The 23,309-nt window shown below is 66.6% G+C and carries 26 protein-coding genes; 21 read left to right on the top strand and 5 right to left on the bottom strand.

What is annotated here, in order from left to right:
- Position 1 precedes the first annotated feature (1 nt).
- A complete protein-coding gene (locus ACYQ6W_RS05920) occupies positions 2-751 on the top strand; it encodes a manganese catalase family protein (RefSeq protein WP_459674161.1) in 750 nt (249 codons plus the stop codon).
- Positions 752-815: 64 nt separating this feature from the next.
- Here ACYQ6W_RS05920 and ACYQ6W_RS05915 read toward each other — a convergent pair whose 3' ends face one another.
- The gene (locus tag ACYQ6W_RS05915; RefSeq protein WP_459674160.1) at positions 816-2,081 is read right to left on the bottom strand and encodes an AGE family epimerase/isomerase; all 1,266 of its coding nucleotides are present in this window, start codon (positions 2,079-2,081) and stop codon (positions 816-818) included.
- A gap of 145 nt (positions 2,082-2,226) precedes the next feature.
- On the opposite strand from ACYQ6W_RS05915, the gene ACYQ6W_RS05910 reads away from it, so the two are divergent.
- The 9 genes from ACYQ6W_RS05910 to ACYQ6W_RS05870 all read left to right on the top strand — a co-directional run bounded on the left by ACYQ6W_RS05910 (position 2,227) and on the right by ACYQ6W_RS05870 (position 10,687).
- Positions 2,227-2,901, top strand: a complete 675-nt coding sequence (locus tag ACYQ6W_RS05910) for a DUF1345 domain-containing protein (RefSeq protein ID WP_459674159.1) — start codon at positions 2,227-2,229, stop codon at positions 2,899-2,901.
- A 278-nt stretch (positions 2,902-3,179) separates the two neighbouring features.
- A complete protein-coding gene (locus tag ACYQ6W_RS05905; protein WP_459674158.1) occupies positions 3,180-4,373 on the top strand; it encodes a GGDEF domain-containing protein in 1,194 nt (397 codons plus the stop codon).
- 174 nt (positions 4,374-4,547) lie between these two features.
- Positions 4,548-4,724, top strand: a complete 177-nt coding sequence (locus ACYQ6W_RS05900; protein WP_459674157.1) for a hypothetical protein — start codon at positions 4,548-4,550, stop codon at positions 4,722-4,724.
- 167 nt (positions 4,725-4,891) lie between these two features.
- On the top strand, positions 4,892-5,677 hold the full coding sequence (locus ACYQ6W_RS05895; protein ID WP_459674156.1) for a DeoR/GlpR family DNA-binding transcription regulator: 786 nt from the start codon (positions 4,892-4,894) through the stop codon (positions 5,675-5,677).
- The gene (locus ACYQ6W_RS05890) at positions 5,674-6,621 is read left to right on the top strand and encodes an N-acetylglucosamine kinase (RefSeq protein ID WP_459674155.1); all 948 of its coding nucleotides are present in this window, start codon (positions 5,674-5,676) and stop codon (positions 6,619-6,621) included. The genes ACYQ6W_RS05895 and ACYQ6W_RS05890 overlap by 4 nt, the downstream gene beginning before the upstream one ends.
- 17 nt (positions 6,622-6,638) lie before the next feature.
- Positions 6,639-7,901: an ABC transporter substrate-binding protein gene (locus tag ACYQ6W_RS05885; protein WP_459674154.1), complete on the top strand. Its 1,263-nt coding sequence runs from the start codon at positions 6,639-6,641 to the stop codon at positions 7,899-7,901.
- A 31-nt stretch (positions 7,902-7,932) separates the two neighbouring features.
- Positions 7,933-8,841 carry a carbohydrate ABC transporter permease gene (locus ACYQ6W_RS05880; protein ID WP_459674153.1) on the top strand — a complete coding sequence of 303 codons (909 nt, stop codon included), beginning with the start codon at positions 7,933-7,935 and terminating at the stop codon, positions 8,839-8,841.
- Positions 8,838-9,704 carry a carbohydrate ABC transporter permease gene (locus tag ACYQ6W_RS05875; RefSeq protein WP_459674152.1) on the top strand — a complete coding sequence of 289 codons (867 nt, stop codon included), beginning with the start codon at positions 8,838-8,840 and terminating at the stop codon, positions 9,702-9,704. The genes ACYQ6W_RS05880 and ACYQ6W_RS05875 overlap by 4 nt, the downstream gene beginning before the upstream one ends.
- Positions 9,705-9,733: 29 nt before the next feature.
- Positions 9,734-10,687 carry an SIS domain-containing protein gene (locus ACYQ6W_RS05870; protein ID WP_459674150.1) on the top strand — a complete coding sequence of 318 codons (954 nt, stop codon included), beginning with the start codon at positions 9,734-9,736 and terminating at the stop codon, positions 10,685-10,687.
- A gap of 22 nt (positions 10,688-10,709) precedes the next feature.
- Here the strand turns inward: ACYQ6W_RS05870 and ACYQ6W_RS05865 are convergent, their stop codons facing one another.
- Positions 10,710-11,186: an Lrp/AsnC family transcriptional regulator gene (locus ACYQ6W_RS05865; protein WP_459674149.1), complete on the bottom strand. Its 477-nt coding sequence runs from the start codon at positions 11,184-11,186 to the stop codon at positions 10,710-10,712.
- 218 nt (positions 11,187-11,404) lie between these two features.
- Here ACYQ6W_RS05865 and ACYQ6W_RS05860 point away from each other — a divergent pair, with 218 nt between their 5' ends.
- The 7 genes from ACYQ6W_RS05860 (at position 11,405) to ACYQ6W_RS05830 (ending at position 17,162) form a co-directional block, all read left to right on the top strand.
- A complete protein-coding gene (locus ACYQ6W_RS05860; protein ID WP_459674148.1) occupies positions 11,405-12,340 on the top strand; it encodes a homocysteine S-methyltransferase family protein in 936 nt (311 codons plus the stop codon).
- Positions 12,341-12,380: 40 nt separating this feature from the next.
- Positions 12,381-13,175 carry a transporter substrate-binding domain-containing protein gene (locus tag ACYQ6W_RS05855; RefSeq protein WP_459674147.1) on the top strand — a complete coding sequence of 265 codons (795 nt, stop codon included), beginning with the start codon at positions 12,381-12,383 and terminating at the stop codon, positions 13,173-13,175.
- 46 nt (positions 13,176-13,221) lie between these two features.
- Complete coding sequence (locus tag ACYQ6W_RS05850) at positions 13,222-14,550, top strand: NAD(P)/FAD-dependent oxidoreductase (protein ID WP_459674145.1); 1,329 nt, start codon at positions 13,222-13,224, stop codon at positions 14,548-14,550.
- Positions 14,550-15,299 (top strand): amino acid ABC transporter ATP-binding protein, encoded by a 750-nt coding sequence (locus ACYQ6W_RS05845; protein ID WP_459674144.1) that lies wholly within the window; start codon positions 14,550-14,552, stop codon positions 15,297-15,299. Before ACYQ6W_RS05850 ends, ACYQ6W_RS05845 begins: the two co-directional genes overlap by 1 nt.
- Before the next feature lies 1 nt (position 15,300).
- Positions 15,301-16,008, top strand: a complete 708-nt coding sequence (locus ACYQ6W_RS05840) for an ABC transporter permease (RefSeq protein WP_459674143.1) — start codon at positions 15,301-15,303, stop codon at positions 16,006-16,008.
- Positions 16,005-16,697 carry an ABC transporter permease subunit gene (locus ACYQ6W_RS05835; RefSeq protein WP_459674142.1) on the top strand — a complete coding sequence of 231 codons (693 nt, stop codon included), beginning with the start codon at positions 16,005-16,007 and terminating at the stop codon, positions 16,695-16,697. Before ACYQ6W_RS05840 ends, ACYQ6W_RS05835 begins: the two co-directional genes overlap by 4 nt.
- A 78-nt stretch (positions 16,698-16,775) precedes the next feature.
- Entirely contained in the window at positions 16,776-17,162 is a 387-nt protein-coding gene (locus tag ACYQ6W_RS05830) for a response regulator (protein WP_459674141.1), read from the top strand.
- A 12-nt stretch (positions 17,163-17,174) separates the two neighbouring features.
- Here the strand turns inward: ACYQ6W_RS05830 and ACYQ6W_RS05825 are convergent, their stop codons facing one another.
- The 3 genes from ACYQ6W_RS05825 to ACYQ6W_RS05815 form a co-directional block, all read right to left on the bottom strand.
- Entirely contained in the window at positions 17,175-18,797 is a 1,623-nt protein-coding gene (locus ACYQ6W_RS05825; protein ID WP_459674140.1) for an amidohydrolase, read from the bottom strand.
- Positions 18,794-20,239 carry an aminotransferase gene (locus tag ACYQ6W_RS05820; RefSeq protein ID WP_459674139.1) on the bottom strand — a complete coding sequence of 482 codons (1,446 nt, stop codon included), beginning with the start codon at positions 20,237-20,239 and terminating at the stop codon, positions 18,794-18,796. Before ACYQ6W_RS05820 ends, ACYQ6W_RS05825 begins: the two co-directional genes overlap by 4 nt.
- Positions 20,240-20,330: 91 nt before the next feature.
- Positions 20,331-21,278, bottom strand: a complete 948-nt coding sequence (locus ACYQ6W_RS05815) for an MBL fold metallo-hydrolase (protein WP_459674138.1) — start codon at positions 21,276-21,278, stop codon at positions 20,331-20,333.
- 106 nt (positions 21,279-21,384) lie between these two features.
- Between ACYQ6W_RS05815 and ACYQ6W_RS05810 the strand changes: the two genes are divergently transcribed.
- From ACYQ6W_RS05810 to ACYQ6W_RS05795, 4 genes are read left to right on the top strand one after another with little or no spacing between them, the layout of a single operon-like run.
- Entirely contained in the window at positions 21,385-22,041 is a 657-nt protein-coding gene (locus ACYQ6W_RS05810) for a peroxiredoxin (RefSeq protein WP_459674136.1), read from the top strand.
- Entirely contained in the window at positions 22,034-22,450 is a 417-nt protein-coding gene (locus tag ACYQ6W_RS05805; RefSeq protein ID WP_459674135.1) for an ArsR/SmtB family transcription factor, read from the top strand. Before ACYQ6W_RS05810 ends, ACYQ6W_RS05805 begins: the two co-directional genes overlap by 8 nt.
- Positions 22,447-22,881: a YeeE/YedE family protein gene (locus tag ACYQ6W_RS05800; protein ID WP_459674134.1), complete on the top strand. Its 435-nt coding sequence runs from the start codon at positions 22,447-22,449 to the stop codon at positions 22,879-22,881. Before ACYQ6W_RS05805 ends, ACYQ6W_RS05800 begins: the two co-directional genes overlap by 4 nt.
- Positions 22,878-23,300, top strand: a complete 423-nt coding sequence (locus ACYQ6W_RS05795; RefSeq protein ID WP_459674133.1) for a DUF6691 family protein — start codon at positions 22,878-22,880, stop codon at positions 23,298-23,300. Before ACYQ6W_RS05800 ends, ACYQ6W_RS05795 begins: the two co-directional genes overlap by 4 nt.
- Positions 23,301-23,309: the final 9 nt, after the last annotated feature.

Raw genomic sequence — 23,309 nt, 5'->3', positions numbered from 1 at the left:
CATGTTCCTACATCGTAAAGAAACCATTATGCCGGTGAACGTCGGCACGCCCGACGCCCGCTTCGGCCAATATCTGCTGGAGCAATTCGGCGGGGCGACAGGCGAGCTGACGGCAGCGCTCCAGTATTGGGTTCAATCCTTCCACGTCACCGACCCCGCCATTCGCGACATGCTGCAAGACATCGCGATGGAAGAGTTCAGTCATCTCGAAATGGTCGGCAAGCTCATCGTCCAGCATACGGCGAAGGTCGACCAGACGCCCGTTTTCGATGCGCCGCTGTTCCAGATGCGGGGAGTGGGACCGCACCTGGTCGACAGCCAGGGCAGCGCCTGGACGGCGAGCTATGTCCAGGAGGGTGGCAACGTCGTGCGGGACCTGCGAGCCGATATCTCGGCTGAGGCCGGGGCGCGCCAGACCTACGAGGCGCTGATCAAGCGCTGCGACGACGAGGGGACGAAGAAGGTTCTGACGCATCTGCTCACGCGCGAGGTGACGCACGCGCAGATGTTCATGAAGGCGCTGGACAGCATGGGCAAGCTGGACGACCCGATGTTCGGCAACATCACGCCGGACGACACCGTCAACGTCGTCTTCAACCTGTCCCACGGGGACGATCACCGCGGTCCCTGGAACGAAGGCAAGATCTACAACGGCGAGTCTTTCGAATACATCGAGGACCCGCAGCCGCGCGGCAAGCTGCCGCCGTCCCCGGTCAATCCGGACGACGAGAAGATCAAGCGGGGCCGCTGAGCGGACTCGCACAGACTCGCACAGACGGAGAGGCGGCCCGCCGGGCCACCTCTCTTGCGATGGATCAGGCGGGCTCTTTGGCCGCCCGTCTGATCACCTCGCCAATGCTGCCCTCGGCCGGATAGAGCGGGATGAGGAAGCTCTGCAGCAGGTGATAGATGTCCGGCTTGCCTGTGAAGAAACGCGGCCGGGGGGACAGGCTGTCATCCAGCTCCGGATACCAGCCGCCGTGGATCGGATCGGCCAGGAACTGCGCCATCCAGTCCCAGACTCGGCGATACCACGTCTCGTAAAAAGCAGGATCGCTGCTGCGGGCGCCCAGAAAGGCGGCGGCAGCCACCGCTTCGCAACACGGCCACCACAGCCGGTCCCGGATCAGCGGCGCATTGGCATAGTCGAGTGTATAGTAGAAGCCGCCTGCCTGGCCGTCCCATCCGTCGGTTACCGCTTGGCGGAAGAGGCCGTCCGCCGCTTCCGGCATCCATGCTGCTTTTCCGCCGGTCAGCACGTGCAACTGGCCGATGAGGCGGGACCATTCCAGCGCGTGGCCGGGGGTCGTTCCCTGGGGGCGGAACATGTCCGATCCACGATAGGCGAGATCCGGCTGCCATTCGGAATCGAAGTGTTCGATCACGTGCCAGCCATGGGCGCGGGCAATCCGGTTGATCACGAGGTCGGCGATCCGCTCCGCCTTGGCAAGATAGCCGGCGTCGCCCGTCGCCTCGTATGCCGCCATCAGCGATTCGGTCAGGTGCATGTTGGCGTTCTGGCCACGGTAGCCGCTGAGCGGGTTCCACTCTGCGGTGAATTCCTCGGCAACCGCGCCGTGGCGCTCCTCCCAGAACCGCGTGTTCAGGATCTCGGTCACGTCGGCAAGAATGGGCTCCGCTTCGGGGAAGCCGGCCATCCGGGCACTCGCGGCTGCGAGAAGGACATGCGCATGGCCGTAGGCCTGCTTGGAGGTGTCGGCGCCCGGACCAAACTGCCACGTGTAGCCGCCGTGCACGGCATCCCGATGATGTTCCCAGAGTGCCGCCAAGCCATGGCGCACCAGCGGTGCGGCGCCAGGCCAGCCCAGCATGTGGGCGAGGGCGAAGCAGTGGGTCACGCGGGTGGTCGTCACGAGCTCGCGCACCGCCGTCTCACGCCGCGGCTGTCCCGCGATGTCGAGATCGAAGAACCCGCCGGCGGGGTCGATGGAGGTGTGCTGGAACTGCGCGAGCAGCGCCTCCGCGCGGGCCATCAGCCAGCTTCGGTGCGCGGGGCGGGCGGTCCAGGCCAGTCCCTGGCCGGTTGCGCTCTCTGTGCCTGAGCCGAGGGTTGGCGGCATCTCTTCCTCCTGAAGCCTTGTGCTGACTCCAGTCGCAGAGAGCGGGGCAGGGCGCAAGACTGCGGCATCGGCGCCATCCGCCGCGCTTGTCGTCGCCCCCAGCTTGTGGCCATGTCGCCGCGCCCTTCACCCCACGAGGCTGGCTATGCAGCGATTCTCCCTGTTCCTCACCAGCCGGGCGCCGCTCCTGCTCGGCATTCTGGTGGGCGTGTTGAGCGCCCTCCTCCTCCCCCGCCAGGCGGTGAACGCGGTGGCAGGGGGCAAGGCGCATCTGGTGGTGAGCTGGGACGTCGGCACGCTCACGCTTCTGCTGCTGTGGGGGCTGATCATGATCCGCACGCCGCCGATGGACATGCCCGCGCGTGCGAAGGCGCAGGAGGATGGCGAGTGGACGGTCTTCGCCTTCACCCTCGGCGCGATCTTCGCCAGTCTCTTCGTGATCATTCTCGAATTTCAGAACATCAGCAGCCTCAAGGGCTCGGTGCGGGGCTGGCATCTCGCTCTCGTCGTCGTCACCCTGCTGCTCTCCTGGTTGACGATGCAGCTGATTTTCTCCCTGCGCTATGCACACGAGTTCTACGCCTCGTCGGACGGTAGCCGCCGATATGATGGCGGGCTCGACTTCCCACACGAGCCCGAACCCGACTATTTCGACTTCGTCTATTTCGCCATGGTTCTCGGCATGACCTTCCAGGTCTCGGACGTCGACATCACCTCGCGCAAGATCCGCAGGCTGGCGACCCTGCACGGCTTCGTCGGGTTCCTCTTCAACACCGTCATTCTTGCGCTTACCGTCAACATCGCGGCGAGCCTATTGTAGCGTTTCGGACGTCGCCATCCGCAGAGCGCGGCCGCACAGCTGCCGTTTCGCCTTCACCTTCGCCGCGCGCTAGGATAGAACCTCACCGGACCGTGAAGTGGTCGAAGGGCGCATTCCGGCTGAGGCGGGGCTCAGGCCACCGGTCGCGCTTCCGTTCGAGGGCAGGGCTGCGGCCACCCTCGGGCGACACCAGCCATGCGGGAGATGTCCCGGGCGCGCGACCGACCCGGGGCTAGAGTGGCCTCTCCGACAGGCCGAGTTGAACAAGACAAGGCGGCATGACCCTCGACCCCCCGACGCTGCTGCTGCTTAATATCCTGATCATCGGCCTCGTGACCGTCGCCTATGGCGTCGTCTGGCTGGAAAACCGGAAGGAGCCGGCGCTGCTGTGGATGCTGGGCTCCGCCGTCAGCGCGGGGTTCGGCATGGTCCTGCGCTTCATGATCCCGGACACTGGGGCCATCGTCCTCTCCAACGGTCTCATCGAGGGCTGCGGCCTGTGCATCTGGATGGCCTGCCGGAGCTTGCGCGGCCGGCGGACGCTGCCCCTTCTGCTGCTGTTGCCGATGGCCGGTTGGGCGCTCGGCAGTCTTCTTCCGGGTTTCTCCGAGGCCCTGTCGGCACGGATCGTCGTCGCCAACATGGTGATGGGGGTTCTCTTCACGCTCGCCAGCCGCGAAATCTGGCAGCTACCGGCAGTGAGCCCGCTGCTGCGCCTGTCGATCTTCGGGTTGCTTGCCGCGCAGGCTGGCGTGAGCTTCGCCTGGGCACTCTACAATCTCCTGCGCCCGGCGCCGAGCGGGGCGCTTCTCCTCACCATGCGCGGCATCGTCCTCTTCGATCTGGCGACCATCATCTTCACGCTTTTGCTGGCAATCGGTCTCATCGTCATGATCCGCGAAAGGGCCATGGCAGAATACCGGCGTGAGGCGGTGCTCGACGCGGTCACCGGGATCGGCAATCGCCGCGCCTTCGACGAGACGGTCACCAAGGTGCTGGACCGTGCGCGCCGCCGGAGTGTTCCGGTCAGCCTCGTCATGGTCGACGTCGACAACTTCAAAGCCTTCAACGATCGCTACGGCCACGTGGAGGGGGATCGGTGCCTGCGTCTGATCGCTCAGGCACTCGCCGCGGCCTTGCCGTCCCGCGGCGAAGCGTTCCGCTATGGGGGAGAGGAGTTCGTGGTCCTTCTGCCGGGGATGAGTCTGACGGACGCCTTGGCCGTGACCGAGGGGCTGCGTCTTGCCGTCCGCCGGCTGGCCATTGCCCATGCCGCGCGTGAGGGCGGGATCGTCACGGTCAGCCAAGGCGTCGCTGCCCGGGTGCCGGAACGGGACGCGACGGAGGCTGCGCGGAAATTGCTGATTGCTGCCGACGCGGCGCTCTACCGCGCCAAGCGCGAGGGGCGCGACCGCGTGGTGGCGGAGGGCGCGGCCGCGCCCGATCCCGCGCTCGGGCGTATCGCCTCCTGATCGCGAGTCCCGGAAAACCGCCAGTTCCTGTGGCGGAGTCTGGGCATGGTGTTACTCAATGTATCTTTTGACCTCCGAGGCCTTGATGGCGCGAGGAAGGGAATACAAGTCACTCCGTGACTGAACATACGGCCGAAGAATCGCCGGATCGTCAGGCTAGATTGGAGTGACGCGATGTCTGGTTTCAAAAATTACGTGCGCTATGCGCTGGTTGCACTGGGTCTTGCTAGCGTAAGTGCCGGCATGGCCTCTCAGGCACATGCTGATTATTATTGGCATCATCATCATTACCATCACCGCGAATGGGTGAAGAACCATCATTACCCGCACGGCTACTATCGTTACTACTAAGCGGGTCGGTTGACCAAAAGCCAGGGGCGCCCCTCAGGGGTGCCCCTTTTTTGTTGTCTGTGGCCTTCGGCCCGGTGTCGAGATGATCAAATAAGATCACGGTCATGATTGACAGTGATCGTATTGCCGCGGCATCCTGATCGTATCGATCACCCGCGAGGCTTTCTGTGCAGTTTGACCGCTTGGCCGCCATCCGCCGCCAACTCTACCAAGCTGGTTCTCAGACCATTCAGGAACTGGCGGCGGCGACTGGCGCCTCGGAGCCCACGATCCGGCGCGATCTCAAGCTGCTGGAAGAAGATGGCGTCATCGAGCGCGTCCATGGCGGGGCCCGCATCCTCGAAGTCTCGGGGTCGGAAGTCGCCTTCAGCCTGCGGGAGTGGCGCAACATCGAGGCGAAGCGCGCCATCGCCGAGGCGGCGTATGAGCTGCTGCGGCCGGGGCAGACCGTGCTTTTCGACGCAGGCACCACCATGGCGCAGTTCGCCCGGCGTCTGCGGCTCCAGCCCATGCCGCTCACCGTCATCACCAACGGCCTCACCGTCGCGCAGGAATTGGCTGCAGCCGATCAGGTGCGGGTCATCCTCGTCGGCGGCAATCTCCACGCCGAGAACATGTCCATGGTCGGCCCGCAGGCCGAAGCGATGCTGCAGGGAATCTGGTGCGATCAGGTCTTCCTGGGCGCCGGTGCGATTGCCGACGACGCGGCGATCTACAGCCGGGATGACCGTGAGGCGAGCCTCAACGCGCTGATGCTGCGCCGAGCGGCGCATCGGGTGCTGATCGCGGATGCGAGCAAGCTTGGTCTCTCCACCACCTTCCGCGTCGCTCCGCTCGCCGATCTCGATCTGATCGTCACGGACGTCACCGCGCCCCCCGCCTGGCGCGAACGCCTAGAACGCCTGCCTCAGACCAAGACGACATTCGTCGAGCCGGGCGAGTCCCGGGAATGAGCGACCTCGTGATGGGTCTCGACGGTGGCGGCACGAAGACGGAACTCGCGGTCGCCGACCGGGAGGGGCGCGTGCTGCTGCACCGGATCGGTGCAGGGATCGGCCCCATCGAAACGCCGGGCTGGCCCGGGGTGCTGGCGCACCTGGTGCAGGAGCTGGGGCCGCTCGCCGGTCGTTTACGCGAAGCGGCCTTCGGCATGCCGAGCTACGGCGAAATTCCAGAAGTGTCTGAGGCGCAGCGGGCTGCGGCCGCCGCCTGCGGCATCGCGGCGCATAGCGTCATCAACGACGTGCACTTGGCCTATGAAGGCGCCTTTCTCGGCAAGCCCGGGGTGCTGCTGCTGGTGGGCACCGGCTCCATGGTCTGGGCCTGCAATGCCGCCGGCCGCCATATCCGCGTCGGCGGCTGGGGCCATGGCTATGGCGACGAAGGCAGCGCCTTCTGGATCGGCCAGCAGGCGGTGACCATGCTGTCGCACTGCCTGGACGGCCGGGCGCAGGACATGGATTTTGCTGCGGCGATGGCGGATCACCTCGGCCTTGCCGCGGAAGGTCGGGCCGAGGCGCTGGGCGTCTGGTACTATGCGCACCCCGACCCGCGCGTGAAGGTGGCGGCCGTGGCCCGCATGGTGGATCGCCTGGCGGAGCAGGGCAATGCCACCGCCAAAGCAATTCTCATTCAGGCCGCCGTGCATCTGGCGATGCACGTGCGCGCGGCCTGGAACCGTCTGCCGAGCCTGCCGCTCGGTGTCTGGAGCGCGGCCGGCAGCGTGATGCAGAGCCGCACACTCTCGACCCATCTGTCCCGCCTGCTCGAAACGGCTCCCGTTTCGCCGGCGCTGCCCCCGGTGGGCGGCGCTGTGTGGAGAGCCGCGACGGCCGCCGGGTGGGCGGTGGATGCCGCCTGGATCGACCGACTGCGAGATCAACTCTCTCCCCCCTGAACCCGAAGGTTGGACCGATGAAACTCCGTGCCGCGCTGCTCGCCTTCTCTGTCCTCTGTTCATTCGCCGCCCCCGCCGCCCATGCTGCGGCGGACAAGCCCTATGCCGGGCAGACCATCACCGTGCTGCTGCCGCCCTGGGGCACCCTGCCCAAGACGATGACGGACGCCTTCACGGCGAAGACCGGCATCACCGTTGACATGCAGACGCAAGGGTGGGACCAGATCCACGCCAAGATCCTGACCGCGATGATCGCGAACAATCCCCCCGCCGACGTCACCGAGGTTGACTGGTCCTGGGTCGGCCAGTTCAGCGCGGCGCAGTGGTACGAGCCGCTGCAGGGCAAGGTGCCGGCGGCGACGGTGCAGGACGTGGCGCCGTCGAAGATCTTCACGGCCGGCGGCACCCTCATCGCCATGCCGTACAACAATGATTTCCGCGTGCTGATCGTCAACAAGGCGATGTTCGATAAGGCCGGTATCACGACGATGCCGACGACGATGGACGCGCTGTGGAAGGATGCCGAAGCGCTCAAGGCCTCCGGCGTCAAATACCCGATCGCGCTGCCACTTTCGGCCAATGAAGGCACCTCCACCGCCTGGTATCTGCTGACGAAAGCTTTTGGCGGCGACCTTTTCGATGCGGCGATGAAGCCCGAAGTCACCAGCCCGGATTCGGCCGGCTACAAGGCGCTCGACTGGATCCTTCGTGCCGTCAAGGCCGGGCTGATCGACCCGGCCTCCACTGGCCTTACGGACGTGCAGGTGCAGGCTTTCCTTTCGGCCGGCCAGGCAGCGATCGACCTTGCGGGTTGGGCCGGCAACCTCACCGTCTATAATGACCCGTCGAAGTCGAAGGTGGCGGGCCATGTCGTGGCGGCGCTGATGCCGAGCGCGACTGGCCATAGCCGCAGCTTCGGATTGCCGGAGGCGCTCGGCATTCCAGCCAATGCCAAGCACAAGGAGGCGGCGCTCGCCTTCATCGAGTGGTGGATGCAGCCCGCCGTGCAGATCGAAGCCTATAACGCCTTGGGTGATCTGCCGACCAGCACGGCGGCGCTTTCCGATCTCAGCAAGAGTGGCAAGCTGCCGAGCGGCGAGGTGCTGCTGAAGCAGATCCCGACGGTGGAACCGCTCTTCGCCCAAGGGACGCCGGAATGGTATCCGCAGTTCAGCGCCGGCGTCTCCGCCGCCATCAACCAGGCGGCCAAGGGCCAGCTGACGGTTGACCAGGCGATTGCGCAGATCGCCGCCCAGGCAAAGAAAGCGCAGTCGCAATAACGCGCGTGACGCACGAGCCGAAGGAGCAGCCGTGACGGCATCGTCTCTCTCACGTCGCCGCGCCCACATCGGCGGCGGTGATGCCGGTCTCGGCCTGCTGCTGGCGCTGCCCATCGTCATTCTGATGGGCAGCCTGGTCTTCTGGCCGCTGCTCCTGACCTTGTGGGACAGTCTTCACCGTGTCGACCCGATGCGCTTCGGCACGCCTTTCGTCGGGCTGAAGAACTATCTCGCGCTGTTTTCCGATACGGACGTGCAGGGCGCCGCCTTCAATACCGTCGTCTACGTCCTGGTGGCGGTGGTGGTGGAGACGCTGGGCGGGGTCGCGGCCGCCCTGTTGCTCAACGCCATGGGGCCGGCGCGCAAATGGCTGCTTGCCGCCGTCATCCTGCCTTGGGCGCTGCCGCCCGTCGTCAACTCCATCATCTGGCTCTGGATCTACAATCCGAGTTATGGCGTGCTCAACGGCTTGCTCGGCGCGGCGGGGCTGATCAGTCACAACCACGTCTGGTTCAATGACCGGTGGACGGCGCTGATCTTCATCGCCCTCGTGCATATCTGGCGCATGTTGCCGATCACGGCGGTGATCGTGCTCGCCGGTCTGCAATCCGTGCCGCAGGAACTCTACGAGGCGGCGCGCATGGATGGGGCTGGCGCTTTGCACCGCCTCGGTCGCATCACCCTGCCGCTGATCGCACCCAGCCTCGCCATCGCCATGACGCAGTCCACCGTGCTCGCCTTCAATCTCTTCGACGAGGCCTGGATTCTCAACGGCAGCAGCGGTGACACGCGTACCCTGCTCATCCAGGTCTACATGTCCGCATTCCAGGACTTGCACTTTTCCTATGGCATGGCGCTGTCGGTGCTGGTGATGTTCGCTTCGCTTGCGGTCTCGCTCGTCTATGTCCTGCGCATTCCGGGGGAGACGGTCGCGGAATGACGCAGAAACCCTTGCAACGCTGGGGCCTGCGCCTCGGCGCCCTGGTGCTGCTCTTCTGGAGTCTCGCCCCGATCCTCTGGGCGCTGCGCTCCAGCCTGTCGCGACCGGTGGATCTCACCGCCGCTCACTTCCGCCTCCTGCCGCCGGTGTTGACCTGGCAGCACTATGCGAACCTGCTGGGCACGGCCAGCGCCTTCCAAGGCCAGGCGACGCAATCCGTCTGGCCGCAGTTCAGCCGCGCCCTGCTCAACAGCCTCGTCACCTCGGCGGCCGCAACGGTCGTCACAGTCCTAGCCGCGGCCTTCGGCGGCTATGCCTTCGCGCGGCTGCGCTTCCCTGGTCGGGATGCGATCTTCGGCCTCACCGTCGCGACCCTCGCAATTCCGGCCTATACCGTCCTCATTCCGCTCTACCGCATCATGGTCAGCCTGCATTGGGTGGATACCTATCTCGGCGTCACCCTCGTCTATGTCTCTGCCTTCCTGCCGCTCGCCCTCTGGCTGATGCGGAGTGTCTATCGCGGCTTGCCGCTGTCGCTGGAAGAAGCGGCTTGGATCGACGGGGCAGGGCGGCTGCATACGCTCCTGCGCATCGTGCTGCCGATGGCCGGCCCCGGGCTGATTGCGGCCGCCATCCTCACCTTCCTGACCGCCTGGGGCCAGTTCCTCGTGCCCCTGGTTTTCTCGCCGACGCTCGCGACCAAGCCGCTGACGGTGCTCATCCCGGAATTCGTGAGCAAGAACTACGTCGACTATGGGCTGATGAATGCGGCGGGCGTCCTCGCCATCCTGCCGCCCTTGCTCCTTGTCGTTTTCCTCAATCGCTACCTGATCAGCGGTCTCACCGCCGGGTCGGGCAAATAAGCCACATTCTTTCAGTCACAGGGAAAGCCATGAACGCAACCGAACGCGGTATTTTCGAGCAGTTCGCCTTCTGGGCCGGCGCGCCCGCGCCGGCGCCGCTCGCCGATGCCACCGTCGTCCACGTCTTCGTGGGCTGCGGCACCTCCTTCTACATCGCGCAGGTCCTCGCGGCCGCGGCCAATGCGAACGGCCAGTTGGCCATCGCAGTAACGGGTGGGGAATGGTGGCACCGCCCGCAGTATTATCTGCCGACGGGCCGTGCGGCCCATGTCGTCGTGCTGTCGCGCAGCGGCGAATCGACCGAGACGGTGCGCGCCGCCGAAGCGAGCAGAAAGGCCGGTCATAAGGTGACGGCGCTGACCTGCGCGGAAGGCAGCGCCATCACCCGCTTTGCCGACACCGTGCTCTACGCGCCGACGCATCCCGAGGAAGGGATCGTGATGACGGCTTCGGCCAGCCTCATGCTGTTGATGGGTCTCCGTCTCGCCGGCGTCACCATCGGCGCGGCGGAGGCGGCCGCCGCCGAGGCTCTGCTCAAAGCGGTGGACGCCGCGTCTCAGGGCCTTCTCGAAGGACGCAGCCACTTCGTCTATCTCGGCACCGGGCCGCTGCAGGGCATCGCCCAGGAGGGCGCGCTCAAGCTGCAGGAGATGAGCACGAGCTACACCCAGGCCTATCCGACGGCCGATTACCGCCACGGGCCGATCACGCTTGCCGATGAGCGGACGGTGGGCGTGCTGCTCTATACGCCCGAGGGCCATGAGGATGACGCGGTGCTCGCGGCCGATCTGCAGGGGCGGGGCGCGCGCGTGCTCGGTCTCGGCGGCCCCGGCACCGTCTCCTTCGATGTCGGGGGCAATCCGGCGGCCCGCGCCCTCGTCTGCCTGCCGGCGCTGCAGGTGCTGGGCGAGCGCCAGGCGCAGCTCAAGGGCCTCGACACCCTGACCCCGCGTGGCCTCTCCAAGGTCGTGCTGCTCGGCTGATCGCGTGACGACGGCGCGGACCTCAGTCCGCGCTGTCCACGGGCAGTTCGAGGCCGAGCTTGAGCGGCTCCAGCACGACGTTCGTCGTCATCCGCCGGATCTGCGGATTGTTCTCCATGATCCGGGCCGCGACCCGGTCGAAGGCCTCCACGTCTTCGGCAACGATGACCAGCATGAGGTCGACCTGACCGGTCACGTAATAGGCCTGCTGTATTTCTGACTGCGCGCTGACCCAGCGGCGGAAATGCGCGAGGGCCGTGTAGTTTTCTCGCTCGATCTCCAGCCCGACGATGAAGGTCATCAAGCGGCCGACGGCGCGCCGGTCGAGTACCGCGACCTCTGCCGCAATCACCCGCTCGGCGCGCAGCCGCTTGATGCGGCGTTGCACGGCGGAGGGCGACAATCCGACCTTTTCGGCGATGAGTTCGGCCTTTTGCTGGCAGTCCTGCTGGATGATGGCCAGGATCTTGCGGTCGAAGAGGTCGAGAGGGTCGGCCATCACGGCTCCACTGAACAGGGTTGGTCGGGGCAACATCGGGGATTGCCGTGCCCGATTGGCAGTTTCTGTCGGAATACCGATGCTTGATCGCACCATCGATGATTTTTTGCATACTGGAGGCATTGGGCGCCGTTTTGCGGCGTAGAACCCTGCAAAACGCGCACCCGTCGCAGCCCGCTGCCGCTAGCTTCACCGACCGTTCGCGAGGATGTGACGAGATGATTATTTTAGACGGTGGCATGAGCCGGGAGTTGCAGCGCATCGGCGCACCGTTCCGCCAGCCGGAATGGTCGGCCCTGGCGCTGATCGAGACGCCGGCGCTGGTCGAGCAGGTGCACCGGGAATTCGCGGCTGCCGGCGCGGGCGTGATCACCACCAACAGCTATGCGCTCGTGCCCTTCCATATCGGGGAGGAGCGCTTCCGCGTCGAAGGCCCGGGCCTCGCCCGCCGCGCGGGGGAAGCCGCGCGCCATGCCGCCGATGCCGTCAACGCGGCGGAGCCGGGCCGTGCGGTGCGCGTCGCGGGTTCCCTGCCGCCGATCTTCGGCTCCTACCGCCCTGATCTCTTCGACCCGACCCGGGTGCAGGACTATCTCTCCGTCCTCGTCACCGGGCTGAGGCCGGCGGTCGATCTCTGGCTCGGGGAAACCCTCTCCTCCATTGCCGAGGCGCGCGCGGTTCTCGAAGCAGTGGCGGGTGACGGCCGCCCGGTCTGGATTTCCTTCACGCTGGAGGATGGGCCCGGCGCGCTGGATCGCGCTCCCGCTCTGCGCTCAGGCGAACCGGTGGCGGACGCGGCCGCCTTCGCAGCGGAGGCCGGGATTGCCGGCCTACTCTTCAATTGCAGCGCCCCCGAAGTGATGGAACCCGCCGTGCGGGGGGCCGCTGCCATCTTCGCTGCGCGCGGGGTGCAGACGCCCATCGGCGTCTACGCCAATGCCTTCGAGGCGCATGACGACGAGAAGGCGAACGAGACCTTGGCCGAGATCCGCCGGGACCTCGACGGCGCGAATTACGGCGACTGGGCCGAGCGCTGGGTCGCTGCCGGCGCTTCCATCGTCGGCGGCTGTTGCGGCATCGGCGTCCAGCACATCCATACGCTGTCCCAGCGGCTGGTGAGCGAAGCGGTCGCTGCTCCGCCGCCCGCCGTCTGACCACCGCCTGTCCCTCGCCCTCCATCAGGACACACTCAGCATGAAACGCTTCCTGCGCCTCTGCCTCGCGGCAGCCCCGCTCTTCGCCGCGGTCGGCCTTGCCGGCCACGCGGCCCCGGCCCGTGCCGATACCATCACCGTCGGCCTCGACGATGAATCCTACCCGCCCTTCTTCTCGAAGAACGCCGCCGGCAAATGGGTGGGCTGGGAACTCGATCTGCTCGCCGCGGTCTGCGACAAGATGGGCGCCACCTGCAAGACCAAGGAAATCGCCTGGGACGGCCTCATTCCGGCGCTGCAGCAGAAGCAGATCGACATGATCTGGGCCTCGATGACGATCAATGGCGAGCGCCGCAAGGTCATCGACTTCAGCCATTTCTACTACAACACGCAGACGGTGATGATCGGCGACAAGGAGGACAAGACGCCAGTCGATTGCGGCAAGCTCGACAGCTTCAAGGGCCACGTCATCGGGGTCGAGGCCGGCACCAATTTCGCGACTTACCTGAAGGACGCGCCCGCCGGGGTGCAGGTGAAGAGCTACACGACGATGGACAACGTGCTGTCCGATCTCGCCGCAGGCCGGATCGACTATGCGCTCGAAGGCCGCAGCACCTTCGCGGTTTTCCTGTCCAAGAATACCGATTTCGGCGTGAAGACGGTCTGCCCCGACAATGACGTGCTGGGCTATGGCACGGGCGCCGGCGTGCGGAAGGACGACACGGCGCTGCGCGACCGCGTCTCGGCCGCCATCATGGCGGTGGTGAAGGATGGCACCTGGGACAAGATCACCGCGCGCTACCCGACGCTCCAGGGCGTGTTGATCAAACCCTGAGGGCAGGCGAAAAGCAGGGTGTCAGGCGTGAAGGGAGGGTAGCGCGATGGGTCCCTATGTTGATTCCGTAACCTCGGACGAGGTTTTGCCGGAGCGTGTCGCCGTCGTCGTCATCGGCGGCGGCATCATCGGCACCGCCGCTGCCTTCACGCTCGCCAGCCGCGGCGTCTCGGTCGCGCTCTGCGAGAAGGGGCACGTCGCGGGCGAGCAATCCAGCCGGAACTGGGGCTGGGTCCGCCAGGCGGGCCGGGACCCGCGCGAAATGCCGCTCATCGTCGAAAGCCTGCGCCTGTGGCGCGATCTCGATCGCAAGGTCGAGGCCGAGACCGGCTTTCGCGAATGCGGCGTCCTCTATGTCTCGGAAAGCGAGGAGGACGAGCGCCATTACGAAGCCTGGGTCGAGATGGCTCGGCCCTTCCAGATCGGCGCCCGCATGGTGCGCGGCGCGGAATTGGCCGCGCTCATGCCGGGATCGACGCAGAGCTATCGCAGTGGCCTGCATGTGCCGACCGATGGCTGCGCCGAGCCGCAGAAGGCCGCACCCGCCATTGCCCGCGCCGCCCAGGCGCGGGGCGCCAAGCTGCTCGCGCATTGCGCGGTGCGTGGCTTGGAGACCACGGGTGGCCGCGTCAGCGCCGTCATCACCGAACGCGGGCGTATCGCCTGTGAGGCCGTCATCCTCGCCGGCGGCGCCTGGTCCAGCCTCTTCTGCGCGAGCCTCGGCATCCGCCTGCCGCAGCTCAAGGTGCTGTCCTCCGTGCTGCGCACCGCGCCCGTAGCTGATGGTCCCGATCCTTGCACCTGGATGGGCGACATCGGCTACCGCAAGCGGCGCGACGGTGGCTACACCATTGCCCATGGTTCCAGCCACATCACCCCCGTGGTGCCGGATTCCTTCCGCTACTTCCGCGAATTCTGGCCCAGCCTGAAGCAGGAGGGTGCCGGCATCCGACTGCGCTTCAACGACCTCTCCCGGCGGGAGTTCAGGACGCCGCGGAAATGGGCGCTGGACCGGGAAAGCCCCTTCGAGCGCGTGCGCGTGCTGGACCCTGCGCCGAACAAGGCGCTCAACGGAATCGCGCTGGAGGCGATGCGCAAGCTCTATCCTGCCTTCCGGGACGTGCCCGTGGTGCAGGAATGGGCTGGCTATATCGACGTCACGCCCGACATCGTCCCCTATATCGGTGCGGCGGACGCGCTGCCTGGCCTCACGATCGCAACCGGCTTTTCCGGCCACGGTTTCGGCATCGGCCCCGCCGCCGGCCGGCTGGCGGCCGAGCTCGCGCTGGGGGACACGCCCTCCGTCGATGCCACGGCCTTCCGCGTCAACCGTTTCGCGGAAGGCAGCCCCGTCGTGCTCGGCGCGGAGTTGTAATGGCAACAGCCCTGCCCGCGGTCGCGCTCGAACAGGTCAACCTCCGCTTTGGCGACAATCATGTTCTGCGGAACCTGTCACTCACCGTGGCCCAAGGGGAACGTCTGGTCATCACCGGGCCCTCGGGCTCGGGCAAGTCGACGCTCATCCGCTGTATCAACGGACTGGAGACCGCGCAGTCCGGCCGGATCCTGGTGGAAGGCCAGGCGCTGACGCGGGATGCCACCTCGCTCGGCCGCATCCGCCGTGACGTCGGCATGGTCTTCCAATCCTTCAACCTCTTTCCGCATATGACGGTGCTCGAGAACTGCATTCTGGCGCCGATGTCGGTGCGCGGGCTGAAGCGGGCGGAGGCGGAAGCGCGGGCGATGGAACTGCTCGCCCGGGTGCGCATTCCGGACCAGGCGCCCAAATACCCGGCGCAGCTCTCCGGGGGGCAGCAGCAGCGCGTCGCCATCGCCCGTGCCCTCTGCATGCAGCCGCGCATCATGCTCTTCGACGAGCCGACCTCGGCGCTCGATCCCGAAATGATCAAGGAAGTTCTGGATACCATGGTCGAACTCGCCGAGAGCGGCATGACCATGCTCTGCGTCACGCATGAGATGGGCTTCGCGCGCCAGGTCGCCGACCGGGTGATCTTCATGGATGGCGGCGAGATCGTCGAAAGTGGCAGGCCCGCCGCCGTCTTCGATGCGCCGCAAAGCGAGCGCCTGCGCCGCTTCCTGGCGCAGATCCTGCGCCATCACTGAAATGGGCGGGCTTGGCGCGATGATGGGCGGCTATGGCGCGCAATTCGCGGCCGGCATCCTGTTGACGCTGGAAATCTCCGTCGCTTCTTATGCCATCGGCCTGCTCTTCGGCGTGCTCGGCGCCGCGCTGAAACTGTCGCGCCGCCAGCCGCTTCGGCTGCTCGGCGGGCTCTACACCACCATCGTCCGCGCCCTGCCGGAACTGCTGCTGCTGCTCATCGCCTTCTACGTCCTGGCCGGGGCCGTGTCCGGCCTCGCCGCCTCCATCGGCCTGGTGCGCGCCGATTTCTCCTTCAACCCCTTCCTCGTCGCGGTCGTCTCCCTAGGCTTCATCCAGGGCGCCTATGTGACGGAGATTCTGCGTGCAGGCGTGCTCGCCTTACCGCGGGGGCAGAGCGACGCGGCCCTTGCCCTCGGCCTCTCCGCCTGGACCCGCTGGCGCCGGGTGCTGGGGCCACAGGTGGCGCGCCATGCGCTGCCGGCGCTGGGCAACGTCTGGCTGAATGCCACCAAGGATTCCTCGCTGATCAGCGTCGTCGGCGCCTTCGCCGACGTGCTCAAGGTGAGCAGCCTCGCGGCCGCGGCTACCAAGGAATATCTCTTCTTCTATGGCCTGGCGGCGCTCTGCTTCCTCGTCATCAGCCTCGTCTCCATGGCGGTGCTCGACGCGTTGCACATCCGCAGCCGGCGGGGGCTGCATACGGCATGACCTTCTCCCTGGCCTTCCTGCTTTCCCAGGTGATGCCGCAACTCATCGCGGCGATCCCGGTGACCTTGGAGCTCACGGCCATTGCCGCGGTCGGCAGCGCGCTGCTCGGCGTGCCGCTGGCGCTGGCATTGGGCGGGCGCGGGCCCGCTCGCTGGGGGGCGCAGGGCTATAGCCTGCTTCTGCGGGGCACGCCGCTGCTCGTGCAGATCTACATGATCTATTACGGTCTCGGTTCGCTCATTCCGCTGCATTGGATGCGCCATAGCTGGGCCTCGCCCATCCTGCGGGATGCCTTCTGGTACGGGGCCCTGGCCCTCATCTTCAACGAGGCGGCCTATGTCGCCGTCATCCTGCGCAGTGGGCTGGATGGCGTGCCGATGGGGGAGCGTGAAGCGGCGGCAGCTCTCGGCCTGTCGCCTTGGACGACCTTCCGCCGCATCCTGCTGCCGCGTGCCCTCATGCTCACCTTGCCGACCTTCGGCAGCGAGCTCATCCTGCTGCTGAAATCAACCGTGCTCGTCTCCACCATCACCATCTTTGACGTGCTGGGTACGGCGAACGTCATTCGGTTCCAGACGCTGCGCGTGCTGGAGCCGTTGCTCGGGGCCGCGATCGTCTACGTTCTGCTCGTGGGGGCGATCAGCCTCTGCACCTTGGCGGTTGAGCGCAAGTTCACGCAGATGCGTTGATCACACCTCCGGCAACCTCGTTGCACCCATGAGGGTGCACGCCCATTTCCTGCCAATATGGGTTGGCTGGGAAAGAAGATGCCGGATACGGAAAGTCTCGCTGGGCGCCGCATCCTCGTCGTCGAGGACGAGTATTTCGTGGCGATGGACGCGAGCCAGGCGCTGCGCGAGGTGGGAGCGGAGGTGGTCGGGCCCTGCCGGACGGAACAGGCGGCCATCCGCGAACTCGAGCAGGGTGCTCCCGATGGTGCACTGGTCGATGTGCATCTTGGGCCAACGCCGTCCTTCGCGCTGGCCGAGGCCCTGAAGAACCGGGGCATTCCCTTCGTCTTCATCACCGGTTTCGACCCTGACCGTATTCCCGGCCGCTTTGCGGGCGTCGATCGGCTGTCCAAGCCGATCTCGCCGCGCAAGGTGATCGAAGCGCTGGCCCGCGTCGTCGCGAGCCGCGGCTTCGCCGATTAGGGTTGACCGAGCCTAGCCCAGATCGTGATGGGTGACCCGGCCATCCATCATGGTCAGGCGGAAGGGTGCCTCGGTGAGTTCAGCGGCCGAAGCCGTCAGTGGGTTGACGGTGAAGGCCGTGAGATCGGCGCGCATGCCGGGCGCGAGCGACCCCGAGACTCCTTCTTCATGCACGGCATGCGCCGCGATGCTCGTCAGGCCCGCAAGCGCTTCCATGGCGGTGAGTGCCTGGGAGGGCTGAATCGCCTCCGATTCCGCCTGTTCGGCTAGCCTTCGGAAACGCGCGCAGACGAGGATTTCCCGGGGGTCGAAGGGTGCGATCGGCCAGTCCGACCCCATGACGACCGGTGACCCGGCGTCCGTGATGTCCCTGCAGCGCCAGGCGCGGTTGGCCCGCTCGGGCCCGAGACGGGCTGACCAATTGTCGGAGTGGTCGGCCTGCGTGTAGCGAACGGCGTGCGAGGGCTGCATAGAGGGGATGATACCATCGGCGGCGAAGCGGCCGATGTCCTCGTCCGGTAGGGTCTCGATATGTTCAATGCGGTGGCGGCCGGCGCGCCGCACCTCCTCCGGCACGGTCTTCAGCGTATCGAGCACGAAGCGCACGGCACGGTCGCCGATCGCATGTGTCACGGTCTGCACACCGCGTGTCGCGAAGAAGCGGATGGCGTGCTGATAGAAGTCGAGATCGGGCCAAAGCGCCGAGAGGCCTTCGCCCAGCGTATCCGGCGCGTGCAGCCAGCCGGTGCCGCCGTCGATGGTGCCGTCGATGAAGAATTTCGCGGCGCAGACCCGCCAGTGGTCGCCATGCTCGCCTTGCAGTGCGAGCACCCGGTCGAGATCGGCCTGGGTATCGCCGGGGTTGAGCCAGGGCGCGACATGCAGACGGAGCGGCAGCGGCGCTTCTGCTTCCAGGGCCCGGAACAGTTCGAGGCTGTGGTTGTTCGCATCCATCACATGAATGCCGGTGAGGCCGGCAGTCGCCATCCGGTTCAGCGTGGCGCGCAATGACGCGGCGCGGTGGGCAAAGCTCGGCGCGGGAATGAGATCGCGCACCAGCGCCATGGCCTCGGGCTCCAGCAGCACGCCGGTCGGGCGCCCCTCCGCATCGCAGACGATCACCGAGGCGCCGGTGAACTGGCGCGGCCCGGTGATGCCGGCGAGGGCGAGCCCAGACCGGCTGACGGCCAGGCCATGATAGTCGAAGATGGTCAGGCTTGCCGGACGCCCGCCCACCGCCTCTTCGATGGCATCGGCGACATGGGGAATACCGGCATAGGCGATGGGATCCAGGCTGTGCCCGCGCACCCACTGCCCCTCGGGCGTGCGCGCCGCCTCCGCGCGCAGGCGGGCGAGCATCTCTTCGGCCGTGCGCACGCCGGCGAAGTCGGCCCCCACCTGCCAGTCGTTCCCCGAAACGGGATGGGCATGGCCGTCGACCAGGCCGGGGGTGAGGAAGGCGCCCTTCAGGTCCAGCACCTCCATCTCAGCAGGGCGGCCGCGCAGCAGATCGGCGGTGCGGCCGAGGGCGACGATCCGCCCGCCTTCCACGGCCAGCGCATCGGCGCCGCCATAGCCTTCCGGCTCGGTCGGGTCGATCAGCGTCGCATTGATCAGCAGATGGCTGCGGCTCATGCCATGAGTCCTTCGGCCTTGAGGTCGGCCCGCGTGCGCAGGATGGCCTCGCGCAGGGTCGAGACGGTTTCGGCGATGTGCTCCTCGGTAAAGATCAGCGGCGGGGAGAGCACGATGAGATGGCCGATGGAGCGCGCGATGAGGCCGAGTTCATGGGCATGATCGTGGATGCGATGGCCGACATCCGCCTGGGGCGCGAAGATTTCCTTCGTCTTCTGATCGGCGACCACTTCCACGCACATCATGAAATGGCTGCCGCGCACGTCGCCCACGATGTCGATGTCGAGCAGGCTGCGTAGCGCCGCCTCGAATTTGGGGCCCGTCTGCCGCACCCGGGCGCAGATGTCCTCGGCCTCCATGGCGCGCAGCGTGGCGAGGCCCGCGGCACAGACCACGGGATGGCCGGAATAGGTGAAGCCATTGGTGAACCAGGCTTCCTCGGGCGCTGCGTTCAGTACCGCCTGGATGCGGTCGGAATAGAGGATGGCGCCCAGCGGCTGATAGCCCGAGGTGATGCCCTTGGCGGAGATGATGATGTCCGGTTCGATGCCGAATTCGGCCGTCGACGCGTAGAAATGGCCGAGCCGCCCGAAGCCCGTCACCACCTCGTCCGAGACGTAGAGAATGTCGTGCTTGCGACAGACCGCCTGGACGCGCTGATGATAGCCCTTCGGCGGCACGATCACGCCGCCTGCGCCCATCAGCGGTTCGGCGAAGAAGGCGGCAATGGTGTCGGCGCCCAAGGCTGCGATGCGCGCCTCCATCTCGTCGATGAGCAGGTCGAGAAAGGCCGCCTCGTCCATGCCTTCGGGCCTGCGATAGCTGTTGGGGGACCGCAGCGTCTGCACCATCTCGGTCTCGAAATTGAGCAGCGGGCTGCGCGCCGAATGCCGGCCGGACATGGAGTGCGTGAGGTAGGTGCTGCCGTGATAGCTCTCCATTTGCACCAGGATGCGGCGCTTCTCCTTCTTGCCGCGCAGCGCGTGGTAGAAATGGATGAGGCGCACGGCCGAGTCATTGGCAGTGGAGCCGCCGCAGGTGAAGAAGACGTGGTTGAGGTCGCCAGGCGCCACGCGGGCAATCTCTTTCGCGAGTTCGGCGGCGGGCAGGGAGCCGACATCGACGAAGGGGGTGAAGTAGGGCATGCGGCGCGCCTGCTCGGCCATGGCGTCCACGATGTCGTCGCGCCCATAGCCGAGGTTGACGCACCAGAGACCGGCCATGCCGTCCAGATAGGCGCGGCCCGCCGTGTCGTACACATGCACCCCGCGCGCACCGCTAACGATAAAGGAGCCGCGCTCCTTGAAGCTCGCGAAGTTCGTCCAAGGGTGCAGCAGATGCTGGCGGTCCGCTTCCCATGCCGCCTTCGCTGCCGCTTCCGAAATCGCGAATTCCGGGTTGCGGGAGTTGGAGAGACGGTCGATGGGCGGGGAGATCGTCATCTGTGCTCACTCGAAAATGGGAGCCTCGTCCGGCGACGAAGCGTTTCGAGGCAAATGTGATCTCTTTTTCCGAGGCCGCCAAGCCTTCTCGTCAGAGGCGGTTCAGCGGGATCTTCAGGTAGCGGTGGCCGTCATCCTCCGGCGGCGGCATTTCGCCCGCCCGCATGTTCACTTGCACCGAGGGTAGGATGAGCTTGGGCATGGAAAGCGTCCGGTCCCGCGCCTCGCGCAGCGCCACGAACGCCGCCTCGCTCACACCGTCATGCACGTGGACGTTGGCGTGGCGTTGTTCGGCGACCGTGCTTTCCCAGGCATAGGCGTCGCGGCCAGGGGCCTTGTAGTCGTGACAGAGGAAGAGCCGCGTCTCCTCCGGCAGGGCAAGGACGCGGCGGGCCGACCGGTAGAGGGTAGCCGCATCGCCACCTGGAAAATCGGCACGGGCGGTGCCGAAATCGGGCATGAACAGCGTGTCGCCCACGAAGGCGGCATCGCCCACCACATAGGTCATGCAGGCCGGCGTATGGCCCGGTGTGTGAAGGGCGATCGCCTCCAGCCCACCGATGGTGAAGCGGGTGCCGTCTTCGAAGAGATGGTCGAACTGGCTGCCGTCCCGCTGGAACTCCGTGCCGGCATTGAACACCTTGCCGAAAATCTCCTGAACCTCGCGAATATGGGCACCGATGCCGAGCCGGCCACCGAGATGATCCTTGAGGTAGGGGGCGGCCGAGAGATGGTCGGCATGGACATGGGTTTCGAGCACCCATTCCACCCTCAGCCCCTCGCGCCGCACAAAAGCGATGATCGCGTCGGCGCTGGCGGTTGCGGTGCGGCCGGCAGAGGCATCGAAGTCCAGCACGGAATCGAGGATGGCGCAGGCGGGTGAGGCGGGGTCGCGCAGCACATAGCTCGCGGTGTTCGTGGGTTCATCGAAGAAGGTGGTGACGACGGGGCGGGGCAGCGCCCCGGCGCGCGCCCGGGCGACGAGGGCTTGGGCTTCCTCCAGCGCCGCTTGCGCGGCGGACGCCTGGTCGTGGGACATCGAAGCCTCCTGCCGCCTGGCGGCAAATCGTTATATGAAATATAATATTGACTTTCATAAAATATATATTGAAAAAGAGCAAGCCAAGCGATCGGTGGAGGGCAGCGTGGGGCAAACGACGCAGGAGGAGGCGGGAGCGAGCCCGGTCGTGCCGCTTCTTCACGAACCGGCGCCTGATTTTCGCGCGCGCACTACCGCGGGCGAGCGCTCGCTCAGCGATTATCGCGGGCGCTGGCTGATCTTCTTCGCGCATCCAGCGGATTTCACCCCGGTCTGCACCAGCGAATTCATTGCCTTCGCGGAGGAGTATGCGCGCTTTCAGGAGATCGGCTGCGATCTCCTCGGCCTCTCCGTAGACAGCCTCTTCGCCCACATCGCCTGGCTCGACAGTATCGAGCGCAGTTTCGGCGTCCGCGTGCCCTTTCCGATCGTCGAAGACCCCTCGATGGCCATTGCCCGGGCCTATGGCATGCTGCATCCGGCCGCCGGTAGCAGCGCCACGGTCCGCGCCACCTTCGTCATCGACCCCGCGGGCATCATCCGCGCCATCACCTGGTATCCGATGTCCGTCGGCCGCAGCGTCGAGGAATTGCTGCGCTTGGTGCTCGCTCTGCAGACGAGCGATGCGCACGCCGTCTTCACCCCCGAAGGCTGGGAGCCGGGGGACCCCGTCTTGCGGCCCCCCGCGCTTGAATTGCCGGAAGCCTCCGCCCGCATCGGCGGTGGCGCCTGGTATTACCGCCTGGAGCAGGCCGGTGACTGAGGTAAGCCTCGCCGCACGTGCGACGGAAGTCGCCGAGTTGCTGAAACTGCTCGGTCATCCTCAGCGGCTGATGATCGCCTGTCTGCTCGCGGAAGGCCCCTTCGGCGTGAGCGAGATCGAGGCGCGCCTCGGTCTGCGTCAGCCCAGCCTGTCACAGCAGCTCGGCGTGCTGCGGGAGGCCGGCGTCATCGAAGGCCGGCGCGAGGCCAAGGCGGTGATCTATCATCTGGCCGAGCCGCGGATCGCCGCCCTCTTGCAAGCGCTGTGGCAGATCTTTTGTGCCGATACTGCGCGGCAAGACATGGCGTCGCCTGCGCGGCCCGCAGGGAGCGCCATGCCCTTCGCGGATGCGGGCGCCGCCGCCTTCGCGCGCCTGCGGCCGGTGGACGCGCGGGGGGAGGGCCCATGAACGGCGTGCTCTACCTGCAATCCCTTTGCGGCGGGTTGTTGATTGGTGCCGCGGCCGCTCTCTTTCTTCTGCTTGCGGGGCGCATCGCCGGGATCAGCGGCATCCTGGGTGGCCTGCTCGGGACGCCCGGTGCCGAAACCCGCACCAATCTCGCTTTCCTCCTTGGGCTGTTGCTGGGGCCGGTACTCTTTCTCGCCTTCGCCGGGCATTGGCCGCGCGTCACCATCACCGGAGGCCCCGCCACGCTGGTCGTGGCGGGGCTGCTCGTCGGCTTCGGCACGCGGCTCGGTTCCGGCTGCACCAGCGGCCATGGCGTCTGTGGCCTCGCGCGCCTCTCGCCCCGCTCCATCGCGGCGGTCGCCACCTTCATGGCGGCGGCCTTCGTCACCGTCTTCGTCACCCATCATCTGCTGCCGGGCGGTGCGCCATGAAGCCGTTCGCAGGCCTTCTCGCGGGTCTCGTCTTCGGGCTCGGCCTCGCCGTCTCGGGGATGATGGACCCGGCGCGCGTGATCGGCTTTCTCGACGTCGCCGGCGCCTGGGACCCGAGCCTCGCCTTCGTCCTCGCGGGGGCCGTGGCCGTCTCGACGCTGGGCGTCGTTCTCGCGCGGCGCCGCGCGGCCCCGCTCTGGGCTGCACGCTTCGCCTGGCCGACGGTCCGCCGCGTCAATGTGAAACTGCTGATGGGCGCGGCACTTTTCGGCGTCGGCTGGGGCCTTGCCGGCTTCTGCCCGGGGCCTGCCATCGCCTCTCTGCCGCTCGGCCTCTGGCGCGGCGCGCTCTTCGTCGCCGCCATGCTCGCCGGCATGGCGCTCTTTCGGGTCACGGTTGAAGCACGCCGCAATCCATGACGGCGTCAG

It is taken from the genome of Acidisoma sp. 7E03 (assembly GCF_054665075.1).
Note: the sequence above shows the minus strand (reverse complement) of the source record. Positions and strands in the feature narration are given on the sequence as shown.

Bases quoted from the DNA above. Each gene is read 5' to 3' on its own strand.
- ACYQ6W_RS05795 (WP_459674133.1), top strand. From the start codon at position 22,878: ATGAAGCCGTTCGCAGGCCTTCTCGCGGGTCTCGTCTTCGGGCTCGGC.
- ACYQ6W_RS05835 (WP_459674142.1), top strand. From the start codon at position 16,005: ATGACCTTCTCCCTGGCCTTCCTGCTTTCCCAGGTGATGCCGCAACTC.
- ACYQ6W_RS05865 (WP_459674149.1), bottom strand. From the start codon at position 11,186: ATGGCCGACCCTCTCGACCTCTTCGACCGCAAGATCCTGGCCATCATC.
- ACYQ6W_RS05900 (WP_459674157.1), top strand. From the start codon at position 4,548: ATGTCTGGTTTCAAAAATTACGTGCGCTATGCGCTGGTTGCACTGGGT.
- ACYQ6W_RS05840 (WP_459674143.1), top strand. From the start codon at position 15,301: ATGGGCGGGCTTGGCGCGATGATGGGCGGCTATGGCGCGCAATTCGCG.
- ACYQ6W_RS05845 (WP_459674144.1), top strand. From the start codon at position 14,550: ATGGCAACAGCCCTGCCCGCGGTCGCGCTCGAACAGGTCAACCTCCGC.
- ACYQ6W_RS05860 (WP_459674148.1), top strand. From the start codon at position 11,405: ATGATTATTTTAGACGGTGGCATGAGCCGGGAGTTGCAGCGCATCGGC.
- ACYQ6W_RS05870 (WP_459674150.1), top strand. From the start codon at position 9,734: ATGAACGCAACCGAACGCGGTATTTTCGAGCAGTTCGCCTTCTGGGCC.
- ACYQ6W_RS05825 (WP_459674140.1), bottom strand. From the start codon at position 18,797: ATGAGCCGCAGCCATCTGCTGATCAATGCGACGCTGATCGACCCGACC.
- ACYQ6W_RS05815 (WP_459674138.1), bottom strand. From the start codon at position 21,278: ATGTCCCACGACCAGGCGTCCGCCGCGCAAGCGGCGCTGGAGGAAGCC.
- ACYQ6W_RS05820 (WP_459674139.1), bottom strand. From the start codon at position 20,239: ATGACGATCTCCCCGCCCATCGACCGTCTCTCCAACTCCCGCAACCCG.
- ACYQ6W_RS05920 (WP_459674161.1), top strand. From the start codon at position 2: ATGTTCCTACATCGTAAAGAAACCATTATGCCGGTGAACGTCGGCACG.
- ACYQ6W_RS05915 (WP_459674160.1), bottom strand. From the start codon at position 2,081: ATGCCGCCAACCCTCGGCTCAGGCACAGAGAGCGCAACCGGCCAGGGA.
- ACYQ6W_RS05800 (WP_459674134.1), top strand. From the start codon at position 22,447: ATGAACGGCGTGCTCTACCTGCAATCCCTTTGCGGCGGGTTGTTGATT.
- ACYQ6W_RS05910 (WP_459674159.1), top strand. From the start codon at position 2,227: ATGCAGCGATTCTCCCTGTTCCTCACCAGCCGGGCGCCGCTCCTGCTC.
- ACYQ6W_RS05905 (WP_459674158.1), top strand. From the start codon at position 3,180: ATGACCCTCGACCCCCCGACGCTGCTGCTGCTTAATATCCTGATCATC.
- ACYQ6W_RS05850 (WP_459674145.1), top strand. From the start codon at position 13,222: ATGGGTCCCTATGTTGATTCCGTAACCTCGGACGAGGTTTTGCCGGAG.
- ACYQ6W_RS05830 (WP_459674141.1), top strand. From the start codon at position 16,776: ATGCCGGATACGGAAAGTCTCGCTGGGCGCCGCATCCTCGTCGTCGAG.
- ACYQ6W_RS05855 (WP_459674147.1), top strand. From the start codon at position 12,381: ATGAAACGCTTCCTGCGCCTCTGCCTCGCGGCAGCCCCGCTCTTCGCC.
- ACYQ6W_RS05875 (WP_459674152.1), top strand. From the start codon at position 8,838: ATGACGCAGAAACCCTTGCAACGCTGGGGCCTGCGCCTCGGCGCCCTG.
- ACYQ6W_RS05885 (WP_459674154.1), top strand. From the start codon at position 6,639: ATGAAACTCCGTGCCGCGCTGCTCGCCTTCTCTGTCCTCTGTTCATTC.
- ACYQ6W_RS05890 (WP_459674155.1), top strand. From the start codon at position 5,674: ATGAGCGACCTCGTGATGGGTCTCGACGGTGGCGGCACGAAGACGGAA.